The sequence below is a fragment of the Cupriavidus sp. 2SB genome (assembly GCF_005503625.1).
GTDB lineage: Bacteria > Pseudomonadota > Gammaproteobacteria > Burkholderiales > Burkholderiaceae > Cupriavidus.
In genome coordinates this window covers 39,145-60,799 of record NZ_SCMX01000034.1, presented here as the reverse complement: position 1 = coordinate 60,799, position 21,655 = coordinate 39,145, and the positions used below count along the sequence as shown (strand labels likewise).

General features: G+C 63.5%; 23 protein-coding genes. 5 read left to right on the top strand and 18 right to left on the bottom strand.

The genetic code is table 11. From position 1 onward, the window contains the following. Positions 1-23: 23 nt before the first annotated feature. A complete protein-coding gene (gene ybiB / locus FFS21_RS17150) occupies positions 24-1,007 on the top strand; it encodes a DNA-binding protein YbiB (protein ID WP_137925980.1) in 984 nt (327 codons plus the stop codon). 18 nt (positions 1,008-1,025) lie between these two features. Here ybiB and FFS21_RS17145 read toward each other — a convergent pair whose 3' ends face one another. Continuing rightward, positions 1,026-1,898, bottom strand: coding sequence for a pirin family protein (locus FFS21_RS17145; protein WP_137925979.1), 873 nt, complete (start codon positions 1,896-1,898; stop codon positions 1,026-1,028). Positions 1,899-2,240: 342 nt separating this feature from the next. Between FFS21_RS17145 and rpoH the strand changes: the two genes are divergently transcribed. After that, positions 2,241-3,176, top strand: a complete 936-nt coding sequence (rpoH, locus tag FFS21_RS17140; protein ID WP_137925978.1) for an RNA polymerase sigma factor RpoH — start codon at positions 2,241-2,243, stop codon at positions 3,174-3,176. Between the two features lie 71 nt (positions 3,177-3,247). Here rpoH and FFS21_RS17135 read toward each other — a convergent pair whose 3' ends face one another. From FFS21_RS17135 to FFS21_RS17115, 5 genes are all read right to left on the bottom strand, one after another. Then, a complete protein-coding gene (locus FFS21_RS17135; protein WP_137925977.1) occupies positions 3,248-3,862 on the bottom strand; it encodes an SCO family protein in 615 nt (204 codons plus the stop codon). 95 nt (positions 3,863-3,957) lie between these two features. Continuing rightward, positions 3,958-4,902: a heme o synthase gene (gene cyoE, locus FFS21_RS17130; RefSeq protein ID WP_171020434.1), complete on the bottom strand. Its 945-nt coding sequence runs from the start codon at positions 4,900-4,902 to the stop codon at positions 3,958-3,960. Then, the gene (locus FFS21_RS17125) at positions 4,899-6,002 is read right to left on the bottom strand and encodes a COX15/CtaA family protein (RefSeq protein WP_137925976.1); all 1,104 of its coding nucleotides are present in this window, start codon (positions 6,000-6,002) and stop codon (positions 4,899-4,901) included. Before FFS21_RS17125 ends, cyoE begins: the two co-directional genes overlap by 4 nt. A gap of 44 nt (positions 6,003-6,046) precedes the next feature. Then, entirely contained in the window at positions 6,047-6,694 is a 648-nt protein-coding gene (locus FFS21_RS17120; protein ID WP_237380020.1) for an SCO family protein, read from the bottom strand. Between the two features lie 17 nt (positions 6,695-6,711). Continuing rightward, complete coding sequence (locus FFS21_RS17115) at positions 6,712-7,500, bottom strand: SURF1 family protein (protein ID WP_137925974.1); 789 nt, start codon at positions 7,498-7,500, stop codon at positions 6,712-6,714. A gap of 57 nt (positions 7,501-7,557) precedes the next feature. Between FFS21_RS17115 and FFS21_RS17110 the strand changes: the two genes are divergently transcribed. Next, the gene (locus tag FFS21_RS17110; RefSeq protein WP_130392173.1) at positions 7,558-7,767 is read left to right on the top strand and encodes a twin transmembrane helix small protein; all 210 of its coding nucleotides are present in this window, start codon (positions 7,558-7,560) and stop codon (positions 7,765-7,767) included. Positions 7,768-7,872: 105 nt separating this feature from the next. Here FFS21_RS17110 and FFS21_RS17105 read toward each other — a convergent pair whose 3' ends face one another. From FFS21_RS17105 to FFS21_RS17075, 8 genes are all read right to left on the bottom strand, one after another. Further along, positions 7,873-8,733 carry a cytochrome c oxidase subunit 3 gene (locus tag FFS21_RS17105; RefSeq protein ID WP_137925973.1) on the bottom strand — a complete coding sequence of 287 codons (861 nt, stop codon included), beginning with the start codon at positions 8,731-8,733 and terminating at the stop codon, positions 7,873-7,875. 98 nt (positions 8,734-8,831) lie between these two features. Next, a complete protein-coding gene (locus tag FFS21_RS17100; RefSeq protein WP_137925972.1) occupies positions 8,832-9,047 on the bottom strand; it encodes a DUF2970 domain-containing protein in 216 nt (71 codons plus the stop codon). A gap of 1 nt (position 9,048) precedes the next feature. Beyond that, complete coding sequence (locus FFS21_RS17095; RefSeq protein WP_137925971.1) at positions 9,049-9,642, bottom strand: cytochrome c oxidase assembly protein; 594 nt, start codon at positions 9,640-9,642, stop codon at positions 9,049-9,051. A gap of 36 nt (positions 9,643-9,678) precedes the next feature. Further along, positions 9,679-9,825 carry a cytochrome oxidase small assembly protein gene (locus FFS21_RS32045; protein WP_171020433.1) on the bottom strand — a complete coding sequence of 49 codons (147 nt, stop codon included), beginning with the start codon at positions 9,823-9,825 and terminating at the stop codon, positions 9,679-9,681. Between the two features lie 64 nt (positions 9,826-9,889). Next, a complete protein-coding gene (gene ctaD, locus FFS21_RS17090; protein WP_137925970.1) occupies positions 9,890-11,530 on the bottom strand; it encodes a cytochrome c oxidase subunit I in 1,641 nt (546 codons plus the stop codon). 39 nt (positions 11,531-11,569) lie between these two features. Next, the gene (coxB, locus tag FFS21_RS17085; RefSeq protein ID WP_137925969.1) at positions 11,570-12,838 is read right to left on the bottom strand and encodes a cytochrome c oxidase subunit II; all 1,269 of its coding nucleotides are present in this window, start codon (positions 12,836-12,838) and stop codon (positions 11,570-11,572) included. Between the two features lie 11 nt (positions 12,839-12,849). Continuing rightward, positions 12,850-13,413, bottom strand: a complete 564-nt coding sequence (locus FFS21_RS17080) for a DUF2244 domain-containing protein (RefSeq protein WP_137925968.1) — start codon at positions 13,411-13,413, stop codon at positions 12,850-12,852. 265 nt (positions 13,414-13,678) lie between these two features. Further along, positions 13,679-14,617 (bottom strand): methyltransferase domain-containing protein, encoded by a 939-nt coding sequence (locus tag FFS21_RS17075; protein WP_137925967.1) that lies wholly within the window; start codon positions 14,615-14,617, stop codon positions 13,679-13,681. 42 nt (positions 14,618-14,659) lie between these two features. Here FFS21_RS17075 and FFS21_RS17070 point away from each other — a divergent pair, with 42 nt between their 5' ends. Together FFS21_RS17070 and trmL are read left to right on the top strand one after the other, a co-directional pair. Beyond that, positions 14,660-15,439 (top strand): ComFC family protein, encoded by a 780-nt coding sequence (locus FFS21_RS17070; RefSeq protein WP_249359455.1) that lies wholly within the window; start codon positions 14,660-14,662, stop codon positions 15,437-15,439. A gap of 50 nt (positions 15,440-15,489) precedes the next feature. Next, positions 15,490-15,960, top strand: a complete 471-nt coding sequence (trmL, locus tag FFS21_RS17065; RefSeq protein WP_137925965.1) for a tRNA (uridine(34)/cytosine(34)/5-carboxymethylaminomethyluridine(34)-2'-O)-methyltransferase TrmL — start codon at positions 15,490-15,492, stop codon at positions 15,958-15,960. Here the strand turns inward: trmL and FFS21_RS17060 are convergent, their stop codons facing one another. The 4 genes from FFS21_RS17060 to ltrA all read right to left on the bottom strand — a co-directional run bounded on the left by FFS21_RS17060 (position 15,961) and on the right by ltrA (position 20,678). Then, the gene (locus tag FFS21_RS17060; protein WP_137925964.1) at positions 15,961-16,941 is read right to left on the bottom strand and encodes a Bug family tripartite tricarboxylate transporter substrate binding protein; all 981 of its coding nucleotides are present in this window, start codon (positions 16,939-16,941) and stop codon (positions 15,961-15,963) included. Between the two features lie 166 nt (positions 16,942-17,107). Beyond that, complete coding sequence (locus FFS21_RS17055; protein WP_137925963.1) at positions 17,108-18,133, bottom strand: NAD(P)H-dependent glycerol-3-phosphate dehydrogenase; 1,026 nt, start codon at positions 18,131-18,133, stop codon at positions 17,108-17,110. A gap of 151 nt (positions 18,134-18,284) precedes the next feature. Next, on the bottom strand, positions 18,285-18,803 hold the full coding sequence (secB, locus tag FFS21_RS17050; RefSeq protein ID WP_137925962.1) for a protein-export chaperone SecB: 519 nt from the start codon (positions 18,801-18,803) through the stop codon (positions 18,285-18,287). 159 nt (positions 18,804-18,962) lie between these two features. Further along, entirely contained in the window at positions 18,963-20,678 is a 1,716-nt protein-coding gene (gene ltrA, locus FFS21_RS17045; protein WP_008642654.1) for a group II intron reverse transcriptase/maturase, read from the bottom strand. Positions 20,679-21,655 lie beyond the last annotated feature (977 nt).

Genomic DNA, 21,655 nt, shown 5'->3' with positions numbered 1-21,655 from the left:
ACCCCCACGATTCCGCAGTCATCATGACTTCTGCATCTCCGTTTTCTGCCGCCCGCTACATCAAGGAGATCGGCCGAGGCGTCAATGGCGCCCGTGCCCTGCCGCGCGAAGACGCGCAGGCACTCTTCGATGCCATGCTGGCCGGCCGTGTTTCCGATATCGAACTGGGCGCGGTGCTCATGGCCTACCGCATCAAGGGCGAGGCCCCGCACGAACTGGCCGGCATGCTCGAAGCCGCGCACGCGCACTGCCAGCCGCTGGCAGCGCCCGCCGACAAACCCGTCGTGGTCATCCCCAGTTACAACGGCGCGCGCAAGCAACCGAACCTGGTGCCGCTGCTGGCCCTTCTGCTGGCGCGCGATGGCGTGCCGACGCTGGTGCATGGCGTGCGCGCATTTGCAGGCCGGGTGACCAGCCTCGAACTGTTCGAAGCACTGGGCGTGCCGCTGGCTTCCAGCACGCAGGCCGCACAGGATCAGTTGGCCGCATCATCGCATCCGCTGGCGGTGTTGCCCATCGACGTGCTGTCGCCCGCAATCTCGGCGCTGCTCGACAAGCGTTCGATCATCGGCCTGCGCAATTCGTCGCACACCATCGTCAAGATGCTGCAGCCGGTGGGCCAGCACACACCGGGCGAGGCGCTGCGACTCTACAGCTACACTCACCCCGAGTACCGCGAGACGCTGACCGACTACTTCTCGCACGAACCGGCCAATGTATTGCTGGGACGCGGGACGGAGGGCGAGGTGGTGGCCGACGCGCGGCGCAGTACGCGCATCGACTGGATGCACGATGGCCATCAGCAGACGATGATCGATCCGGTTACAGGCTCGATTGGCGACGTACCCGAACTGCCACCGGGCACCGATGTGGCGGCCACCGCTGCGTGGATCCGGCAGGTGCTCGACGGTGCGGCACCCGTGCCGGCCCCGATCGCCACCCAGGTCGAGACGATCAAGGAATGCCTGAAGCAGGCCACCCGGGTGGCCTGGGCCAGCCCGGTCTGACGAACAGGTAAAGGGCGCCTAGCGCCGTGTCGGCAGCGGGATGCGTTCGGTCTCGCCCGGCACGTGCGGGAACTGGTCGTCCTGCCAGCGCTGGCTGGCTTCCTCGATGGCGTCCTTGCTGCTGGCCACGAAGTTCCAGAAGATGAAGCGCCGGCCGTCAGTGGGATCGCCGCCCAGCAGCATCAGGCGCGACGGGATTGTGGCGGTCACCGTGACAGGCTCGCCCGGCGTCAGCGTCACGAGGTGCTCGGCCGGCAGCGTCTCGCCATCCAGTTCCACATTGCCGTCCACCGGATAGATTCCGCGCTGTACGTGCTCCGCCGGAATCACGAGACTGGCGCCCGCCTCCATTTCGATGGCTACATACAAGGTGCGGCTATAGACACGCACGGGCGACTCGGCGCCGAACGCATCGCCAGCGATCACGGTCATGCGCACGCCAGGCAGTTCCAGCTTGGGCAGCGTGGCGCCGGGGTGATGGTGGAACGAGGGCGGATCGTTCTCGTGCGCCTTCGGCAGCGCCACCCAGGTCTGGATGCCATGCAGGCGCGGCCCGGCCTCGCGCGCGGCGTCCGGCGACCGTTCTGAGTGTGCGATCCCGCGTCCGGCCGTCATCCAGTTCACGTCGCCAGGGCGGATGACCTGTTCACTGCCCAGGCTATCGCGATGCATGATCTCGCCCTCGAACAAGTAAGTCACGGTGGCGAGCCCGATATGCGGATGCGGACGCACATCCATGCCCTGGCCGGGCGCCATCTCCACAGGCCCCATGTGATCGAAGAAGATGAAAGGTCCCACAGTCTGGGTGGTAGCGGCCGGCAGCAGGCGGCGCACTGTGAACTCGCCGATGTCCCGGACGTGGGGTTTCAGCAAGTGTTCGATAGCAGACATGGATGGCTCCGGAAAGGGGCTGAAAAACAACTTCCAGTGTAGCGAATCCAGCAATAGACCATCCCAGAATTCCTCAGAATTCGTAGGAAACCGATGGACAAGAACGCCCTCTAACATTCCTGTTGAGGAAGCGCGGCCCGTCAAACCCTTGCCAGTCGCGGATCCGGGGCACCGGAGCAAAGTTTTGTGCCTATTTGAAAATAGCTTCTGATCGTCTGGAACTATCATTCCCATAAGACCTCAAACTTAGCACTCGTCCGGTTCGAGTGCTAATATGCGTTGCAATGCGGTGTCCCACCGGGACACACCGGCAACTGCCAGCCGGATGCGAAAGGAGTCAAAGTGAACGCAGTCCTGTCTGCCGATCAAAACCAAGTTTCCCGCCGTCTGCCGACGGCGCCCCAGAACGCTGCTGCGAACGCTTTCGCGCTGACGTTCCCGGGCACGCTGGGCAATCTGGAAAGCTATATCCAGGCCGTCCACCGTATTCCGATGCTCACCCCCGAGGAAGAGCTTCGGCTGGCGCGCGACCTGCGCGACAACGAATCTGTCGACGCCGCGCGTCGCATGGTCATGTCGCACCTGCGCCTGGTGGTGTCCATTGCCCGCCAGTACCTGGGCTATGGCCTGCCCCACGCCGACCTGATCCAGGAAGGCAACATCGGCCTGATGAAGGCCGTGAAGCGCTACGACCCCGAGCAGGGTGTGCGGCTGGTGTCGTATGCGATGCACTGGATCAAGGCCGAGATCCACGAATACGTGCTGAAGAACTGGCGCATGGTCAAGGTGGCGACCACCAAGGCCCAGCGCAAGCTGTTCTTCAACCTGCGCAGCCACAAGACCGGCCTGCACACCTTCACGCCCGAACAGGTGGAAGCCGTTGCGCGCGAGCTCAACGTGAAGCCCGAGGAAGTGATGGAGATGGAAACCCGCATGGCAGGCGGTGATCTGGCGCTGGAAGGCCAGGTCGACGATGGCGAAGAAGACTTCGCGCCCATCGCCTACCTCGCGGACAACCACAACGAGCCGACCAAGGTGCTGGAAGCCAAGCGTCAGGACCGCCTGCAGGTCGAGGGTCTGGAAGAAGCCCTGACCAAGCTCGATCCGCGCAGCCGCCGCATCATCGAGGCGCGCTGGCTCGACGTGAACGATGACGGCTCGGGTGGCTCCACGCTGCACGAACTGGCTGACGAGTTTGGTGTATCGGCCGAGCGTATCCGCCAGATCGAATCGGCGGCGATGAAGAAGATGAAGGGTGCGCTGGCGGCTTTCGCCTGACTCTCGCTCCCCGAAAGTACGAAAGGCCGGTCAACTGACCGGCCTTTTTGTTTTCATGCCCCGTGGAACGCTCAGGAGGCCATCAGCGCCTTCAAATCATGCGCGATGGGTTCCGGGCCCTGTCCATGCCGGATGAACAGGCGCAGCTGGCCGTTCTGGTCGAACACGTAGCTGCCGGCCGAGTGGTCCATCGTGTAGTTCAGGGGTGACGTCCCCGGCACCTTGGCGTAGTAGACCTTGAAGTCCTTCGCCACCTTCTTCAGCGCGACTTCGTCAGCGGGACGCAGGCCGATGAACCGCGAGTCGAAGGCCGGCACGTACTGCCCCATCAACTGCGCCGTGTCGCGCTCCGGGTCCACGGTGATGAACAGCACCTGCACCTTGTCGGCATCGGCGCCCATCTGTTCCATGACCTGCTTGAGTTCGACCATGGTGGTCGGGCACACGTCGGGGCAGTGGGTGTAGCCGAAGAACATCAGCACGACCTTGCCCTTGAAGTCCGCCATCGTGCGCGTCTTGCCCGTGGGGTCCTGGAGCGCGAAGTCCTTGCCGAAATCGGACGCGCCCGAGATATCGACATTCTTGAACGAAGGCTTCGGCTGGCCGCACGCGGCGAGGAACAGCGTGCAGAGCGCGAGCAGGCAGAGGCGGCGCAACAGGGAGAAACTCGTGGAGAAATTCGGCATGCGGCAGTGGGAGGAAGGGGGAGAGACGCCCGAAAGTATCGCCGATCACATCGGCGCTGGCTCCCGGGCGCGTCAAGATGCCGCAGGCAGGTGCGTCAGATCTGCGGCACGAACTTGAAGTAGTGATCCACCAGCAGCGCCGCGAACAGCAGCGAGAGGTACAGGATCGAGTAGCGGAAGGTCTTCTGCGCCAGCTGGTCCGAATAGTTGCGGAACAGCGCCCAGGCGTAGCCCAGGAAAACCAGCCCCAACCCCAGCGCGGCGGCCAGATAGATGTAGCCGCTCATGCCGTAGACGAACGGCAGCAGCGTGGCGGCGATCATCACCAGCGTATAGAGCAGGATGTGGAGCAGCGTGTAGCGCTCGCCATGGGTGATTGGCAGCATCGGCAGGCCGGACTTCTCGTAGTCGGCCCGGCGATAGAGCGCCAGCGCCCAGAAGTGCGGCGGCGTCCACGTAAAGATGATCAGCACCAGGAACCAGCCCTCGGCTGGCACGGTGCCTGCCACGGCGGCCCAGCCCAGCGCAGGCGGCATGGCGCCCGACAGCCCGCCGATGACGATGTTCTGCGGCGTGGCCGGCTTCAGCAGGATCGTGTAGATGACCGCGTAACCGAGGAATGTGGCGAAGGTCAGCCACATCGTCAGGTCATTGGCGTACGCGTGCAGCAACCACATGCCCGCGCCGCCCAGCACGGCCGAGAAGATCAGCGTCTGGACGGTGGTGATCTCGCCGGTGGCCGAGGGGCGCCACGCCGTACGGCGCATCCGCGCGTCGATCTTCTGTTCCACCAGGCAGTTGATGGCGAATGCCGCGCCGGCCAGCAGCCAGATACCCGCTGCGCCGCCGATCAGCACCGGCCACGGCACCATGCCCGGCGTGGCCAGGAACATGCCGATGACGGCGCAGAACACGGCCAGTTGCGTCACGCGCGGCTTGGTCAGCGCGGCGTACTGGCGGGCCAGGTGGACGAATCGGCCCACCGGGGAACGGGGATGGGCAGCGGTGGCGGAAACGGCGGGGGGCATCTTGTCCTTCATGTGACGCGCGCGGCTATCCGGGTAGGAGCGGCGGCGCCTGCGGAGCGGGTCGCGAGGCCGATATTGTAGTTGAGACGGAGTAACAGTATCAAAAGCAGGGCTGCTCCACCATTGTGTAACACCGCCGCGCCGAGCGGCCAGTCGAACACGATGTTCGACAAACCCGTCGCCAATTGCAGCGCCAGCACCGCCAGCAACCATTTGCCGTGGCGCGCCAGACCCTCCAGCCGCATCGTCCGCAGGCCGAACCAGAGCAGGTAGCCGAGCACCACGAATGCGAAGCCGCGATGCACCCAGTGAATGGCCACCAGCGCCGCGTGCGGGATGTAGTCGCCATCCGCCGTCATCCCGAGTTGTCGCCACAGCGTGAAGCCGTGCCGGAAGTCCATCTCGGGCACCAACTGGCCGTTGCAGAGCGGGAAATCGGTACAGGCCAGCACCGCGTAGTTGGTGCTCACCCATCCGCCCAGGAAGATCTGGATGACGAGCAGCACCACGGCCAGCACGCCGGCCCGGCGCAGCGACGCCGCCTGCGGCGCCACCGGATGCGGCGGATCGTTGCGCGAACCGAGCCAGATCAGCGACGCGAGCAGCAGCATCGCCAGCATCAGGTGCGTGACCACGATGATCGGCTGCAGCTTCATCGTCACGGTCAGCGCGCCGAACAGCCCCTGCACGCAGACCAGCACGAATACGCCCGTGGAGAACCACGGCGATTGCCGCAGTTCGCGCCGCTTGACCCAGGCCAGCACCATCAGCGAGATGATCAGCACGCCCACCGCCATGGCGAAGTAGCGATGGATCATTTCGATCCACGCCTTCATGAGCGTGACCGGGCCGCTGGGCAGCGCGGTCTCGGCAGCGCGGATCGGCTCCATTGCCGAATGGGGATTGGAGTGGCCGTAGCAGCCGGGCCAGTCCGGGCAACCCAGCCCGGAATCGGTCAGCCGCGTGAAACTGCCGAACATGATCAGGTCCAGCGTCAGGAACGCCGTGATCCACACGAGCTTGCGGTATTTGTCACGGCTGCCGCGCACCATCACATAGGACAGTGGCAGCAGGGCGATCAGGATGCCAATGATGGCGAGCTGGAGCAGCATTGCGATACAACCGGTGAAATCGTAAAAACCTTAGAAGCCGACCATTATCCGATACGCGAGTACTTGAGCAGCTTCTTGAGGTCGCTGCTGACCTTGGCCGGATCGGGATCGGCGGGCCAGCGCATCATCAGGTTGCCGAGCGGGTCCACCAGGAAGATCGTGTCCTCGACGCGGCCACCCTCGCGGGCCGGCAGCCATTTTGCGATGGCCCCGGCGTCCATGCGCAGGAATCGCACCCCCGCATAGGGTTCGTTGTAGGCGGCGGCGAGCCGTCCGTCCACCTCGCCCGCATCCTGGATCAGCCAGACCGGCACGATCCGCTCGCGGTTCTCGCCTTGCCCCGCCCGGATCTGACGCATCGTGAACAGCTTGCGCGCGCAGGCTTCGCCGCAGGCCGACGGATCGGTCATCAGCATCACCCACTTGCCGCGCAGTTGCGCCAGCGGCATTGGCTGGCCGCGCTCGTCGGTCAGCGTGACGGCCGGCATGGGACGTTGCGGATCGATCAGGGCGCCGTAGTTGGTGCTGCCGCCCTCGGGCTTGATCACGTAGTACGTGAAGTACGAGAACAGCACCGGCGAGGCGCAGACCAGCAGCAGCATGAGCATCTGCAGGCGGCCACGGCGTGTGCGCGCATCGATGCGGGCGTCGGCAGGTGGCTGGGGCGTGGCCGAAGGATCTTGCTGCGACATGGGTTCGGTCTGTACGTTCATCGTTCGGTTAGGTTCTGTGCCGATGCGGCCTGCGGCCCCTCCCGGCGTTCGAGTCGGGCGCGGCGCCAGCCGAGCACGGCCAGCAGCACCAGCGTCAGGGCGGCCAGCCCGAACCACTGCGCGGCGTAGCCATAGTGACGATCGGCGCCGAGGTCGGCCGGCGCCCAGTCGCGCGCCAGGCCGTCGGCGTTATCGCTGGATTGCTCCAGTACCAAAGGCAGCAGTGGTGCGCCGATCTCGCGCGACAACGCGGCGAGGTCCACATTCTGGCGGATCTTCTGCCCGGCTTCTGCCGCCGGGTCACGGCCCATGCTGTAGACACGCGGCACACCGGCAAGTGCCGTGCCGTCGATCTGCACCTCATCGGATGGCGTCGAAAAAGGCGCGATCCGCGTGCGGTCCTGTACATTGCGCGGCAGCCAGCCCCGCAGCACCAGCACCGCGGCACCATCGGCCAGACGCAACGGCGTCAGAACCAGAAATCCCGCGCGCGTGTCCGTGCCGTTGCCATGCGGACGGTTGTCGAGCAGCACGGTATGCGCCGCGTCGAACGTGCCCCATGCGCGGACCTTGCGATCGACGAGTTGCGCGTCGCTGCCTGCAGCAAGTTCCACCGGCGGCTGTGCCGCCAGCGATGTCAGCCGCTCCGCGCGATCGATCTTCTCGTGCGCGCGACGCAGTTGCCAGTTGCCGAGCGCACAGGTCACGGCAATCACCACCAGCGCCGCGATGATCGGCACCGCACCGGGTGAGCGCCACAACACGCGCTTCGTACGGGTCGTCACGGGTTTTCCCGCTGCGATGCGATGCCATAATGGGCGCTTCCCAGAACAGGCCCCGCCATGCGCTTTGTCATCATTGTTGCCTTCATCCTGATCATCGGCAGCCTGGCCTCCGCGCTGTTCTTCATGATGCGCGACCGGGGCCGCACGCCCAACATGATGCGCTCGCTGATGCTGCGCGTGGGCTTCTCGGTGGCGCTGTTCCTGTTTATCCTGTTTGCCAACTGGATGGGCTGGATTCACAGCACCGGCATCCAGATGTCGCCCTGAGCGAGCAACCTTCCCCGACAAAAACAGAAGCGCCGCCGGACCCCTGGCCCTCGCGGCGCTTCGACTCTGCATCGGTACGGCAAGCCGCCACGCGGGCGGCCGCGCTTACAGCCAGTACACCACCACGTAGAGACCCAGCCACACCACGTCCACGAAGTGCCAGTACCAGGCGGCGCCTTCGAACGCGAAGTGGTGATCCGGCGTGAAGTGGCCCTTGAGCACGCGGCCCAGCACCACCGCCAGCATGATCGCGCCCATCGTCACGTGGAAGCCGTGGAAGCCGGTCAGCAGGAAGAACGTCGAACCATAGACACCCGAGGTCAGCTTCAGGTTCAGGTCGCGGTAAGCGTGGATGTACTCGTACGCCTGCAGCCCCATGAAGATCGCACCCAGCAGCACCGTCAGCGCCAGGCCCTGGATCACCTGGCTACGCTTGCCGGCCAGCAGTGCGTGGTGCGCCCAGGTCAGCGTCACGCCCGATGTCAGCAGCAGTGCCGTGTTGATCGTGGGGATCGGCCACGGACCCATCGTGCGGAAGTCTTCCACCACGCCCGCCGGGCCGGTGTTGGGCCACACGGCGGCAAAGTCCGGCCAGATGATCTTGTTGTTCAGGTCACCGAGCCACGGCATGGCGATGGTCCGCGCGTAGAACAGTGCGCCGAAGAACGCCGCGAAAAACATCACCTCGGAGAAGATGAACCAGCCCATCGACCAGCGGAACGACACGTCGATGTTCTTGCCGTACAGCCCGCCTTCGGATTCGCCGATGGCGTCGCCGAACCAGCTCTTGAGCACGAACAGGAACCAGATCAGCCCGAAGCCGCAAACATAGGGCGCCCAGGGCTGCCCGTTGACCCAGCCGGCCGCGCCGGCACCGGTCAGCAGCAGGCCGAAAGCCGCCGTGATCGGATGGCGCGACGGGCCCGGCACGAAGTAGTACGGGGCGTTTGCGCGATTCGCACTCATTCTTCTATCTCCAGCTCAAAGTCTCGATTTCATGGTTTTCCGCCCATCCGGCCCCAGACGTCTGCCGGTGGCGTGCTCGCTTTGTATCTGCTGCCCTGCTATGCCTGGCTGACTACGATCTTCACGATGACGATCAGGATCGCCACGAATGCCGCCGCCGCAATCAGCCCTGCGATGATCACGTGAATCGGATTGAGCCGCGCCATATCAGACTCGTGCTCCGATCCCTTGCGCAACCCGATGAACGACCACAGCACCGCGCGTATCGTCTGCCCGAAAGACAGCTTGCGATTGACGGGATCGTTCGTCGGCATCTCAACTCCCCTTCTGCTCGGTGGCCGGTTCCGCCGGGGCCTGTGCCACCGGGGTGCCAACCTCGAAGAACGTGTACGACAGCGTGATGTTCTTCACATCCTTCGGCAGCTTCGGATCGATCACGAACACCACCGGCATCTCGCGCGCCTCGTTCGCCTTCAGCGTCTGCTGCTTGAAGCAGAAACACTCCACCTTCCTGAAATACTCGGTCGCCTGCTTCGGCGCGTAGCTCGGAATGGCCTGCGCCGAGATATCGCGCGTCTGGCCGTTCGCCACTTCGTACACGATCGTCGTCAGCTCGCCCGGATGCACTTCCATCGAGTGCTTCACCGGCCGGAACGCAAACGGTCCACGCGCGTTGGAATCGAACTCCACGGTAATCGTGCGGCTCTTGTCCACCTGCGTATTCTTCAGCGATCCGGCGCCGTGCAGGTCGCGCGTGGTGACCACGTTCAACCCGGTGATATCGCAGATCGCCTTGTACAGCGGCACAAGCGCGTAGCCAAAGCCGAACATGAGCGTCACCAGCACCAGCAGCCGCATCAGCATGCCGCGGTTGAAACGCTTTTCTAGGGCTTTGTCCTGCGCATCCACGCCTGTCTCCTGCTATGTCATTTTTCTTTTCTGGGTTCAGCCGCCAAGGAAAACCATCTTGGCGAAGAACCCCAGGAAGAAGACCGCCACGATCGACAGCAGGATCAGGCCCAGGCGCCGGTTGGCGGCTTTCTGGCTGGCTTGTCTTTCGGTGTGCGACGGGCTTTTTGCTGGGGTCTGCATGATTCTCGTGTTTTCAACTGAGTGGCCGGATGCGCGAGGCATCCGGCCCTGCTGCAAATACCTGTTACCGAACGTGCGGCGGTTCTTCGAAGGTGTGGAACGGTGCCGGCGACGGCACGGTCCACTCCAGACCTTCGGCGCCATCCCACGGCTTGTCACCAGCGGGTTCGCCGCCACGGTACGACGGCAGCACCACGGCGAAGAAGAAGTACACCTGCATCAGACCGAAGCCCAGCGCACCCAGCGAGGCCACGGCGTTGAAGTCCGTGAACTGCGTCGGGTAGTCCGCGTAGCGGCGCGGCATGCCGGCCAGGCCCAGGAAGTGCATCGGGAAGAAGGTCACGTTGAAGAAGATCAGCGAGCCCCAGAAATGGATCTTGCCGCGCATCTCGTCGTACATGAACCCGCTCCACTTCGGCCCCCAGTAGTAGAAGCCGGCGAACAGCGCGAACAGCGAGCCCGCCACCAGCACATAGTGGAAGTGGGCCACGATGAAGTATGTGTCCTGCAACTGGATGTCGATCGGTGCCACGGCGGGCATCAGGCCCGTGAAGCCGCCAATCGTGAACACGAAGATGAAGCCGATGGCGAACAGCATCGGCGTCTCGAACGTCATCGAGCCGCGCCACATCGTGGCAATCCAGTTGAAGATCTTCACGGCCGTAGGCACCGCGATCAGCATCGTCGCGTACATGAAGAACAGCTGGCCCGTCACCGGCATGCCCGTGGTGAACATGTGGTGCGCCCAGACGATGAACGACAGGATCGCGATCGACGCCGTGGCGTACACCATCGAGCTATAGCCGAACAGACGCTTGCGCGCGAAGGCCGGCACCACGTGCGACACGATGCCGAACGCGGGCAAGATCATGATGTAGACCTCGGGGTGCCCGAAGAACCAGAAGATGTGCTGGTACATCACGGGGTCACCACCACCGGCTGCCGAGAAGAAGCTCGTGCCGAAATGGCGATCGGTCAGCACCATCGTGATGGCGCCAGCCAGCACCGGCATCACGGCGATCAGCAGGTAGGCGGTGATCAGCCACGTCCAGCAGAACATCGGCATCTTCATCAGCGTCATGCCGGGGGCGCGCATGTTGAGGATGGTGACGATGATGTTGATCGAGCCCATGATCGACGACGCGCCCATGATGTGCATGGCGAAGATCGCCATGTCCATGCCGGGGCCCATCTGCACCGACAGCGGCGCGTAGAGCGTCCAGCCCGCGGCGGTGGCGCCGCCCGGCACGAAGAACGAACCCACCAGCAGCAGCGCGGCCGGCGGCATCAGCCAGAAGCTGAAGTTGTTCATGCGCGCGAACGCCATGTCCGATGCGCCGATCTGCAGCGGGATCATCCAGTTCGCGAAGCCCACGAACGCAGGCATGATCGCGCCGAACACCATGATCAGGCCGTGCATCGTGGTGAACTGGTTGAACAGTTCGGGGCGGAAGAACTGCAGGCCCGGCTCGAACAGCTCCAGGCGGATCAGCAGTGCCAGCGCGCCGCCTGACAGCAGCATCGTGAACGAGAACAGCAGGTACAGCGTGCCGATGTCCTTGTGGTTGGTGGCAAACAGCCACCGGCGCCAGCCATGCGGATGATCGTGCGCGTGGTCGTGATCGTGGTCATGGCCGTGGCCATGCCCTTGATCGTGCGCGTGGTCGTGCGGATGGCCCAGTGTCTCCGGGGTAACGGTACTCATCGCAATGACTCCAATTGCTGAATGCGGGGCAGCCGCGGGTCAGCCTGCGACGCGGTTGCCCGCGAGGCTGGCCTGCTTGTCTTTGGACTCGGTCGGCGTTGCGGCCTTGGGGGCTGCATCGCCAGCGCCGGCTTGTGCGCCGCCGCCTTCCGGGAACTTGCCCGCACGGGCGTTCACGAAGTCCGCCGGCTGAATCACTTCGCCGGTCTTGTTGCTCCAGCTGTTGCGCGTGTACGTCATCACGGCAGCCAGCTCGGTATCGGACAGTTGCTTCCACGACGGCATGCCCGCCTTGCCTTCCAGCAGGATGTGCATCTGGCCGGCCTTCGGGCCGGTGACCACCTTCGAGCCGTCCAGCGCCGGGAATGCGCCGGCGCCCTTGCCGTTGGGCTGGTGGCAGACCGCGCAGTTGGCGGCGTAGACCTTCTCGCCGCGCACCTTGATCTCGTCCATCGTCCACGTCTTGTTGGGATCGTCGGCGGCAGCGGCCATGGCCTTCTTGCGATCGTCGACCCACTTCGTGTACTCGGCGTCGGACACCACGCGCACCACGATGGGCATGAACGCGTGTTCCTTGCCGCACAGCTCGGCGCACTGGCCACGGTACACGCCGGTCTTCTCGGCGCGGAACCACGTGTCGCGCACGAAGCCGGGGATCGCGTCCTGCTTGACGCCGAAGGCCGGCACCATCCAGGCGTGGATCACGTCATTGGCCGTCGTGACGATACGGACCTTCTTGTTGACCGGGACCACCAGCTCGTTGTCCACCTCCATCAGGTAGGTGTTCGATTTTTCCTGCTGGTTGTTGATCTGCTCGCGCGGCGTGGTCAGCGTGGACACGAACGAGATGCCCTCGCCCGGCCCCTTGAGGTAGTCGTACCCCCACTTCCACTGGTAGCCGGTGGCTTTGATCGTGATGTCCGAGTTGGTGGTGTCCTTCATGGCCACCACGGTCTTGGTGGCAGGCAGCGCCATTGCGATCACGATCAGGAACGGGATGACGGTCCAGACCACTTCCACGGTGATGCTTTCGTGGAACGAGGCTGACTTGGCGCCCTTGCTCTTCCGGTGCTTGAAGATGGAATAGAACATCACGCCGAACACGGCGATGAAGATCACCGTGCACATGATGAGCATCATCCAGTTCAGCCAGTGAATCTGTTCGGCGATTTTTGTAACGGGTTCGGTCAGGTTCAGCTGCCGTACGGCGGGACCGCCTGGCATGTCGCTGACAGCAGAGGCCGCCTGGCTGACGAGCAGGGATGCCCCCGCCAGACATGCTGCGGATGCCTTCTTCCACATTTTCATTGTTTATCTACCTAATCTGCAGATTCAAATCTGTCCCCGCCCTGCCCTGCGTCGCATCCGGTCCGGATGCCATGCAGGGCCGCCACGAGTTCCTGCGCGAACTTGCGCCGCCGATACGGGTCCAGATACGACCCCACCCGTACCGTGCGCTTGTCCGACCGCAAGACCACCAGCGCCCGGAACGATTCACCCAGTTCAACCCGCACCCAGTGCGGATTGAAGACTTCCCGCGTGATCCGGCTGGCGCTGGCTGTCTCCACGACCAGCATGCCGTCGGTTACACACACGCGTTCATAATCCGTCGCATGGCGCGCATACGCCAGCAGGGCAATCCCCAGCCCCGCGAGTTCCAGGCTCGCAAACGGCAACACGAGCCAGGCCCCATGCCACACGGTGACAAACGCCGCGACGGCAATCGAGAAACATGCGATGGAGAAGTAGAACCAGGCAACCTGGCGGGGAGAGAGCGAGCAATTCCGCTTCATCAGCCAGTTGCTCGGCAAGGGGGTGCGTCCGTCGAGATTTCCGCCGGAGTCACCTACTGCCGTCTGGAATGCGATACCCAAGTCTTGCATCGCCAACCACTCTGCATCGGATGCACACCCGGGACGAAAGGCGCCACAAGGAGAGCACGTGCGAAGTGCATTCCAGAAGCGTTCTTGTGCCAGGGGACCACTGCGACAAACCGGGCCATTATATGACCCTTCGCATACTCGAACAACTTAGGATTTGACCGAAGTGCTTGCCTCGTGCGCATTTTTGTGCATGACACCACAGGCCCCGATAGGCAACACAAACGATGCGGTCCGATTGTCGGGCAACCGTGGTGCCCCCCGCGCGTCAGCGGGGGCGAGGTGCGCGGCCGATCTTGTCGACCGGGATGATGGCACGCCCCTGATCGTCAGTCGCCTGTTTGCCACGCGGGGGAATTTTCCATGCGTGGCCGTAGACAATCTCGAATGTCAGCGGGATCACGCCATCCGCGTTACGTTGCCGATCGAGCGCGGCCAGCACGGCGCGATGCCAGCGGCGGCCCCGTAGCCCGGGGTTGCCCGGACGACGGAAGCCACCGAACGCCTGCACTTCCTGCAACAGCTTCTCCGGGGATTCGTAGGTGACGGTCAGCGTCTCCATGTCCATCACGGGTGTGGACCAGCCGCTGTGCACGAGCATGTCGCCGATATCGTGCATATCGACGAAACGCAGCGTGTGCGCGTCCAGATCGACATCGGCAAACGCGTTGCGCAGTTCTTTCAGCGTATCGGGCCCGAACAGCGAAAACATGACAAGGCCCTCATCGGCCGTCACGCGGTGCCACTCGGGCATGACGCGATGCGGCTCCGGGTGCCAGTGCAGCGCGAGGTTCGACCACAGCAGGTCGAAGCTGGCGGCGCCGAAGGGCAATGTGGCAAGATCGCCCTGCACCAGATCGAACATCGGCCGCTTGCCCAGCATGCGGCCGATCCAGCCGGGCCGGCGCTGCGGATCGCGCTGCCCGGCCTGTTGCAACATCGCGCCGGAGATATCGAGCCCGGCAATCTGCGCGTCGGGAAAGCGTGCACGCAAACCCGCCAGACCCTGCCCGTGGCCGCAGCCGATATCGAGCGCGCGGCGCGGTTGCAGCTTGACCACCTCCATCCGCTCCTGCATGCGCTGGCCAATCTCGCCAAGCAGGAAATCGAGTTGGCCGAAGCGCGGGCTGCGGCGGTCGAAGGCAAGCCGGGTCAGCCGCGCGGGCGGCAACCAGGCATCGGGGGATTCAGAAGCATGCAGGGACACGGACGGACAGGGCAGCAAGAAACGGATGGGGATCGGCGGGCGATGCGACAAACTGTCGCACCTTCCATGGACGAGGCCGCGCGAGGCGGCCGGGCAGGCCCCGAAGTATACGCGCGCGGATGGAAGGCTGCCGGAGCGGCCCTCGTCGATCACGTGACAAGCCTGTGGCCAGATCTGCTGCCGTCGGCGTGCCTGATCTGCGAGCAGGTCCAGCGTGAAGTGGTCTGCACCGCTTGCGCGGACGCGCTGCTGCGGCCCGTGCCACGCTGCCCCCGATGCGCCATGCCCGATAGTGTGGGCCTGTGTGGCACTTGTGCCGACGACGATCCGATCGACGCCACGCTGACGCTTGGCGACTACGCCGCTCCATTCGACCGATTGATCCTGCGGCTCAAGTTCGGCGCCCGGCTGCCCGCCGCCGGGTGGATCGCTGTGCAACTGGCCAGCCAGCTTCGCGCGACGCCCCTCCCCGACCTGCTGCTGCCCATCCCGCTTTCATCGCACCGCCTGGCAGAACGCGGATTCAATCAGGCATGGGAGATCACCCGGCCGCTGGCCCGGCAGCTCGGCATCGCCAGTTCTGCAACCCAGCTGGTCCGCGACCGCGACACGCCAAGCCAGCGTGCACTCGATCTCGCGTCCCGGCATGCCAACCTGCGCGATGCGTTTGGGCTGAGCGATGCCGGGGCCGTATCTGGCACCCATGTCGGCCTGATTGACGATGTGATGACAACCGGCGCCACGCTGCGCGAAGCCGCCAGATTGCTGAAAGCGCACGGCGCGGCGCGCGTCACGGCCATCGCGGCACTGCGCACGCCGTGACACCCGCGCCGGTAAGCGGTAAGCTGCGCCCCGTTTCCCGAGTCCATCCCATGTTCAACGTCGTCCTGGTCGAACCCGAAATCCCGCCGAACACCGGCAATGTGATCCGCCTGTGCGCCAATACCGGCGCGCAGCTGCATCTGGTCAAGCCATTGGGATTCCCGCTGGAAGATGCGCGCATGCGCCGCGCCGGACTCGACTATCACGAGTTCGCGCCGATGCGCGTGCATGAGAACTGGGAGGCGCTGATGGCTACCGAGCAACCCGACCCGTCGCGCATGTTCGCGCTGACCACGCATGGCTCCACGCCTTTCGCGCAGATGAGCTTCCAGCCGGGCGACTGGTTCGTGTTCGGTTCGGAAACACGCGGCCTGGCGCCGGAACGCCGCGAGTGGTTTCCTGCTGCGCAGCGCATCCGCCTGCCGATGCGCCCCGACAACCGCAGCCTGAACCTGTCGAACACGGTGGCCGTGGTGGTCTTCGAAGCCTGGCGCCAGAACGGCTACGCAGGCGGCGCCTGATCAGTTCTCGGGCGTGACGCCCGCCGCGCGGATCACGCGCTCCCAGCGCGCTTTCTCCAGCGCCATCATCTGTCGCAATGACGCAGGCGCCGTGCCGGCTGGCGAGAAGTACTGCGCCCGCATCCGCTCGCGCACGTCCTCGCTGCCGATGATCTTCACCAGTTCCCGATAGAGCCGATCCACGATCGATACCGGCGTACCCGCTGGCGCAAGAATGGCCTGCCACGAGATCGCCTCGAATCCCGGATAGCCCGATTCCGCAACGGTCGGCACCGACGGCAACAGTGCCGTGCGTCCCGTGGTCGTCACGGCCAGCAGCCGCAACTTTCCCGCATTGACCATCGGCATCGCAATCGCTGGCACCATGAAACCCGCCTGCACCTGCCCGCCCACGATGGCCGTGGTGATCTGCGGAAAGCCGGGATACGGTACATGCGCCAGATCGATCCCGGCCATGGCCTTCAACTGCTCCATCGCCAGATGCGCGGCGCTGCCATTGCCGACCGACCCATAGTTCAGCGCGCCCGGCTTCGACTTCGCCAGCGCCACGAACTCGCGCAGGTTATGCACCGGCAGCTTTGCATCCACCACCAACACATTGGGTGACGTGGCCACCAGTGTGATCGGCGCCAGCTGCTTCATCGGATCGTAGCTCAGGTTCCGGTACAGCGACGGCGCGGTGACCAGCGGCCCATTGATCGTGAACAGCAGCGTGTAGCCATCGGGGGCTGCCTTGGCGACGAGTCCCGTGCCGATATTGCCGCCCGCCCCGGGCCGATTCTCCACGACGACCGGCTGGCCCAGCACATGCGCCAGTTTCTCCGTGACGATGCGTGCAATCAGGTCGGGGGAAGACCCGGCAGGAAACGGCACGATCATGCGGATCGGGCGGGTGGGCCAGGTGTCGTTGGCGAAGGCGGGGAAAGCTGTCGCAGTGGTGACGGCGAGCAGGGCTTGAAGGGATTGGCGGCGGGTTGGCATGTTTTCGAAAGAGATGCGCCTGCCCTCTCCCCAGCCCCTCTCCCGCGTCGCGGGAGAGGGGAGAAACCACGGGCATATCGAACCCAATCGGTTTGCTCCCCTCTCCCGCCTGCGGGAGAGGGGCGGGGGAGAGGGCTAGCAGTTCAACAGAGACAGCGCAGGGATTTCACTCATCCCGCGCATCCCGCTGCAACAACCTCGCCACGGCATCCGCCACAGGCAATCCCTCAAACAGCACCGCACACACAGCCCGCGTGATCGGCATCTCCACACCCAATCGTCCCGCCAGCGCGGCCACGGCCTGCGCGCAACGCACGCCTTCGGCCACATGACCAAGATCCGCCAGAATCTGCTCAAGCGTCTTGCCGCCCGCCAGTTGCTGGCCGACCTTGCGATTGCGCGAGAGGTCGCCCGTGGCGGTCAGGATCAGGTCGCCCATGCCGGCGAGACCCATGAAGGTTTCGGTACGCCCACCGAGCGCCAGCCCGAGGCGCGTCATCTCGGCAAGTCCACGCGTCACCAGCGCCGCGCGTGCGTTGAGCCCAAGACCCAAACCATCGCTCGCGCCCGTGGCAATCGCCAGCACGTTCTTGACCGCGCCGCCGACCTCGACGCCCGTCAGGTCATCGCTGCCATAGATCCGCATCGCGTGATGGTGGAAGGCCGCCTGCGCGCGATCGGTCAGCGCGTGCGTCGTGCCTGCCACGGTCAGCGCGCACGGCAGGCCCTGTGCCACTTCGCGGGCAAAGCTCGGACCGGTCAGCACGCCGTACTCGATCTCGCCGGGTGCCACGCCAAGCGCGTCCAGTTCCTCGCGGACCATCTGGTGCGGCAACGCGTGTGTCTCCGCTTCAAACCCCTTGCAGAGCCAGAGCATGGCCAACGTCCCCTTGCGACGCGCAGCCAGTCGCCGCGTCATCTCGCGCAGGCCCGACACGGGCGTGGCGACGATCAACAGGCCATTGGCATCCGACACCGCATGGTCTACGGCGCGGTCGAAATCGGGATCGTAAGCAAGACGTCCGGACAGTGGTACGCCCGGCAGGTAGGCCGCGTTGATGCCGGTGGCGAAGATAGCGGCCAACTGGTCCGCGTCGCGGCCCCAGAGCACCACATCGTGGCGGGTATCGGCAGCGGCGTGGCTGGCCAGCGCGGTGCCCCAGGCGCCTGCACCGAGTATCGTGATTTTCATGGCTGTTCCGCGAGATTGGCGGTGGGCAGTGTCATGGCGACAGTATGGACGCCAACGGATCGATCAGCGCCCGACAAAGCAAAACGGGGCCGAAGCCCCGTTTGCCGAAATCCGAATGCGATTCGGATCACGCGCCTGATCAGTGACGCAATCAGTGGCGAGCCTGGCTGCCGTCCGGCAGCACGATGCCCGACTCTGCGCCCTGGCCTTGTGCTTCTTCCATCGCGGCTTGCAGGCGTTGCTCGTACAGCGCCTGGAAGTTGATTTCCGACAGGTGGATAGCCTGGAAGCCGGCACGCGTGATCACGTCGGCGATGTTGCCGCGCAGGTACGGGTACAGGATGGTCGGGCAGGCGATGCCCAGCAGCGGGTCGAGCTGCTCGGCGGGCACGTTGCGGATATCGAAGATACCGGCCTGGTGTGCTTCCACGAGGAAGGCAACCTTGTCCTGCACCTTGGTCGTCACGGTGCCGGTCACCACGACTTCGAAAATGCCTTCCTGCAGCTGGGCGGCACCCACATTGACCTGCACCTCGACGGACGGCGCTTCCGATTCGAGGAAGATGCCCGGCGAGTTCGGCTGCTCGAGCGACATGTCCTTCAGGTACACGCGCTGGATGTTGAAGAAGGGCTGGTCGTCCTGCTGGGTAGCTTGTTGCTGGTCGCTCATGAAAGGCTTCCGGATGGATCGGTTTGGGCGCGCTGCGCCATGCGCTGCCGGCGGTCTAGATCCGCCGGCCGGCGGTTGGGAGGGTAGGAGCATACCATTGCTGGTTTGCTCCCCCCTAAGAACCGTACGTGCGAGTTTCCCCGCATACGGCTCAAGCCCTTACAAAATGCTGGACATCTCCAGCACCGGTTTCACAACGGTTCGACCATGATGGTGTACTTGGACGTGGCAGTTGGGATGCAGCAATACGCGATTTCCTAGAGCGTCTGAACCTCCGTGGGTTCTGTAGACGATGTGATGGTCATCCCACCCGGTCTCTTTGGTTATCTTGCACTGACACACCGCGCATAAGCCCCGCTGATCGACATATAGCCTGATCCACTGTTTCCGGTGAGACATGCTTTCCAGCATGCGGTCCCGGCGTAGATTTTCGCCATACATCTCTTGCGCTGGATCGAAAGGATTGAAGTCCCCCCGAATCTTCTTGTGCCGTCTGATGGGCGTGCTAGCAAGCGAATACAACTCCTGCCAGCGCCGTTCCCCATCGTCTTCCACAAACTCAGTCCCGAACACCCAGTTTCGATCACCAAACGAAGCGAAGTATTTCTTCCGCACCCATTCGGCGTTCTTCCCTCTGTGTCGCCGTTTTGTCCACCAGAGCAGCGCCCGGAAAACTCGGCTCTGCATCTTGCTGAACGCTTCTTTTGCCACTACCGGGCTGTGATACTGCGCCCAGCCTCTCAGCATCGGGTTCAGCAGGCGAATGATGACCTCCTGCTTTACCGTCTTGTTAGCACTGATAACCTCCTTAACCTTGCGATAGAACGCTTGCGCGTTTTTCCTGCTTGGCTTAATGAGCAGCGTTCCGGAATACTTCCGGAAATTCCACCCAAGGAAGTCAAAACCCTCGTCAATGCTCACGATCCGCGTTTTCTCCGTGGACAGGGACAATCCTCGAATTGCGAGGAACTGTTCCACCCACGGCTTCACCTCGTGTTCCAAAACTTCCGGCGTGCTGCCGGTGATCACGAAATCGTCCGCATAGCGCACAACATTTACTTTGAGCTTCCGGGTCTGGTTGACACCCAGCGTGGTTTCGAGAAACCGAGCTAGCTGTTGTTCCAGTCCGTTCAGCGCCACATTGGCTAAGGTCGGGGAGATGATGCCCCCCTGTGGCGTACCGGCTTCGGTCGCCTGAAACTGGCCCTGAAATACCACGCCAGCTTTCAACCACTTCCGAAGGATCGCTTTGTCCATAGGGACATTGCGCTCCAGCCAGTCGTGACTGATATGGTCAAAACACCCGCGGATGTCCGCCTCCAATATCCATGAGGCCGAGACCTTTCTGGATAAGTTGACGAATAGCTGGGACATAGCATCCGCAGTAGAACGATTGGACCTGAACCCATAAGAGTTCGGATCGCTCGTCCCTTCGGATACCGGTTCCAGCGCCAGCAGATATAGCGCCTGCATGGCCCGGTCCAACATGGTCGGGATACCCAGAGGGCGTTCCTTTCCGTTGGCTTTGGGGATGAAGACCCTCCGTAATGGCATGGGCCGATACCCCCGGCGTCTCAACCGTCCAATGGCTACCCATCGAACTTCAGGCGAGTCCCAGAGTTCGCGGTCGACACCTGCCGTCCGTTTACCTTGGTTCTCCGTCACTCGTCGCACCGCCGATGCCTTGGCGGAAAACGAGCGGGTCAGAGACCGCTGCAGAGCTTTCACCCTGCGCCAGTCCCGTTCCTGTGTCGCCTTCGCAATTCGAATCTGCATTGCTCGAACATTCTGTTCGACGCGGCGCCAATTGATGTCGCCCCATCGCTGCGGAATGCCGGAGGGCGCAGATTCATCCTCGCGGATCAATGCTTCCATGCTGCTCTCCTATCTTGAGGACTTCCCCAACTAGCAGAGACAACATGCCCCTTGCGGGGTATGTCACCCCCCAAGGGAAGAAAATTAAACAAGCGAGTTCAGTCAGCCGTCTTGCGACGAAAGACCAGTTGGAAGTCTGCCCGCTTTCGCGTGGGATGATGTTTCAACCCCTATCCGGACCATTACAGCCCGACGTTCGCTTTCTCCAACCTCCCATACCCGCACAGCCAACAGCGTTCCTTGCGGTTCGCTTGCCAGAGCCATACAGCGCCCCGGCAGCCATACGGGCTTACCACGTTCCCTGCACGTTACAAGACCGGGTTAGGGCCTGCCTCTTCGCCGGTGGTCTTACAGCGACGTATTCCGAGCTTCCAGCGGAATAACCGACCACGTACCTTTTGGTTAGTGCCACGCAGCAGCTTAGGCACCGTCATATTCACGGCGTTTATCAGCAGTTCACTTACATTACCCATACCAGCCAGCCTGGCTCCTTGACCCCATTGCTGCTCGGAGTCTCTGCGCCCTTATCTCACGATAATGACGCACCCTTGCGGGGGCTACGTTGTCAGGAAAGCTTCACACCCCACCGTTGTCAGTGACGCATGTCTCCCTAGGCTACTGTCAGTCGCATGACAGGTTCTCTATCGAGGTACCCTCGCGGGTGTGTTCGACCGAACCATAACGCGCAGAGCTAGACGCTCCGGGAAACCTCACTTCATTACTTCAGTGCCTCCATAGTGGCAGGCGCTTGACGGCGGCGGTCTCTTTCGAGCGCAGACCCGTCCCAAAGAACGTAGCGCCGACCCAACCGGGCCGGTTTGAATGCTATGTAGCGGAGATGCAACGAAAACTACAGTTGCAAACCCACCCGCACCTACCGAAGTAGGGCGTTTAAAGAGAACTTGCCCAAAGGCAAGCGTCCCCGCCTTTGGGCAATGGCTGGACATATATCCAGCAAATAGCAAGCTGCGAGTCAG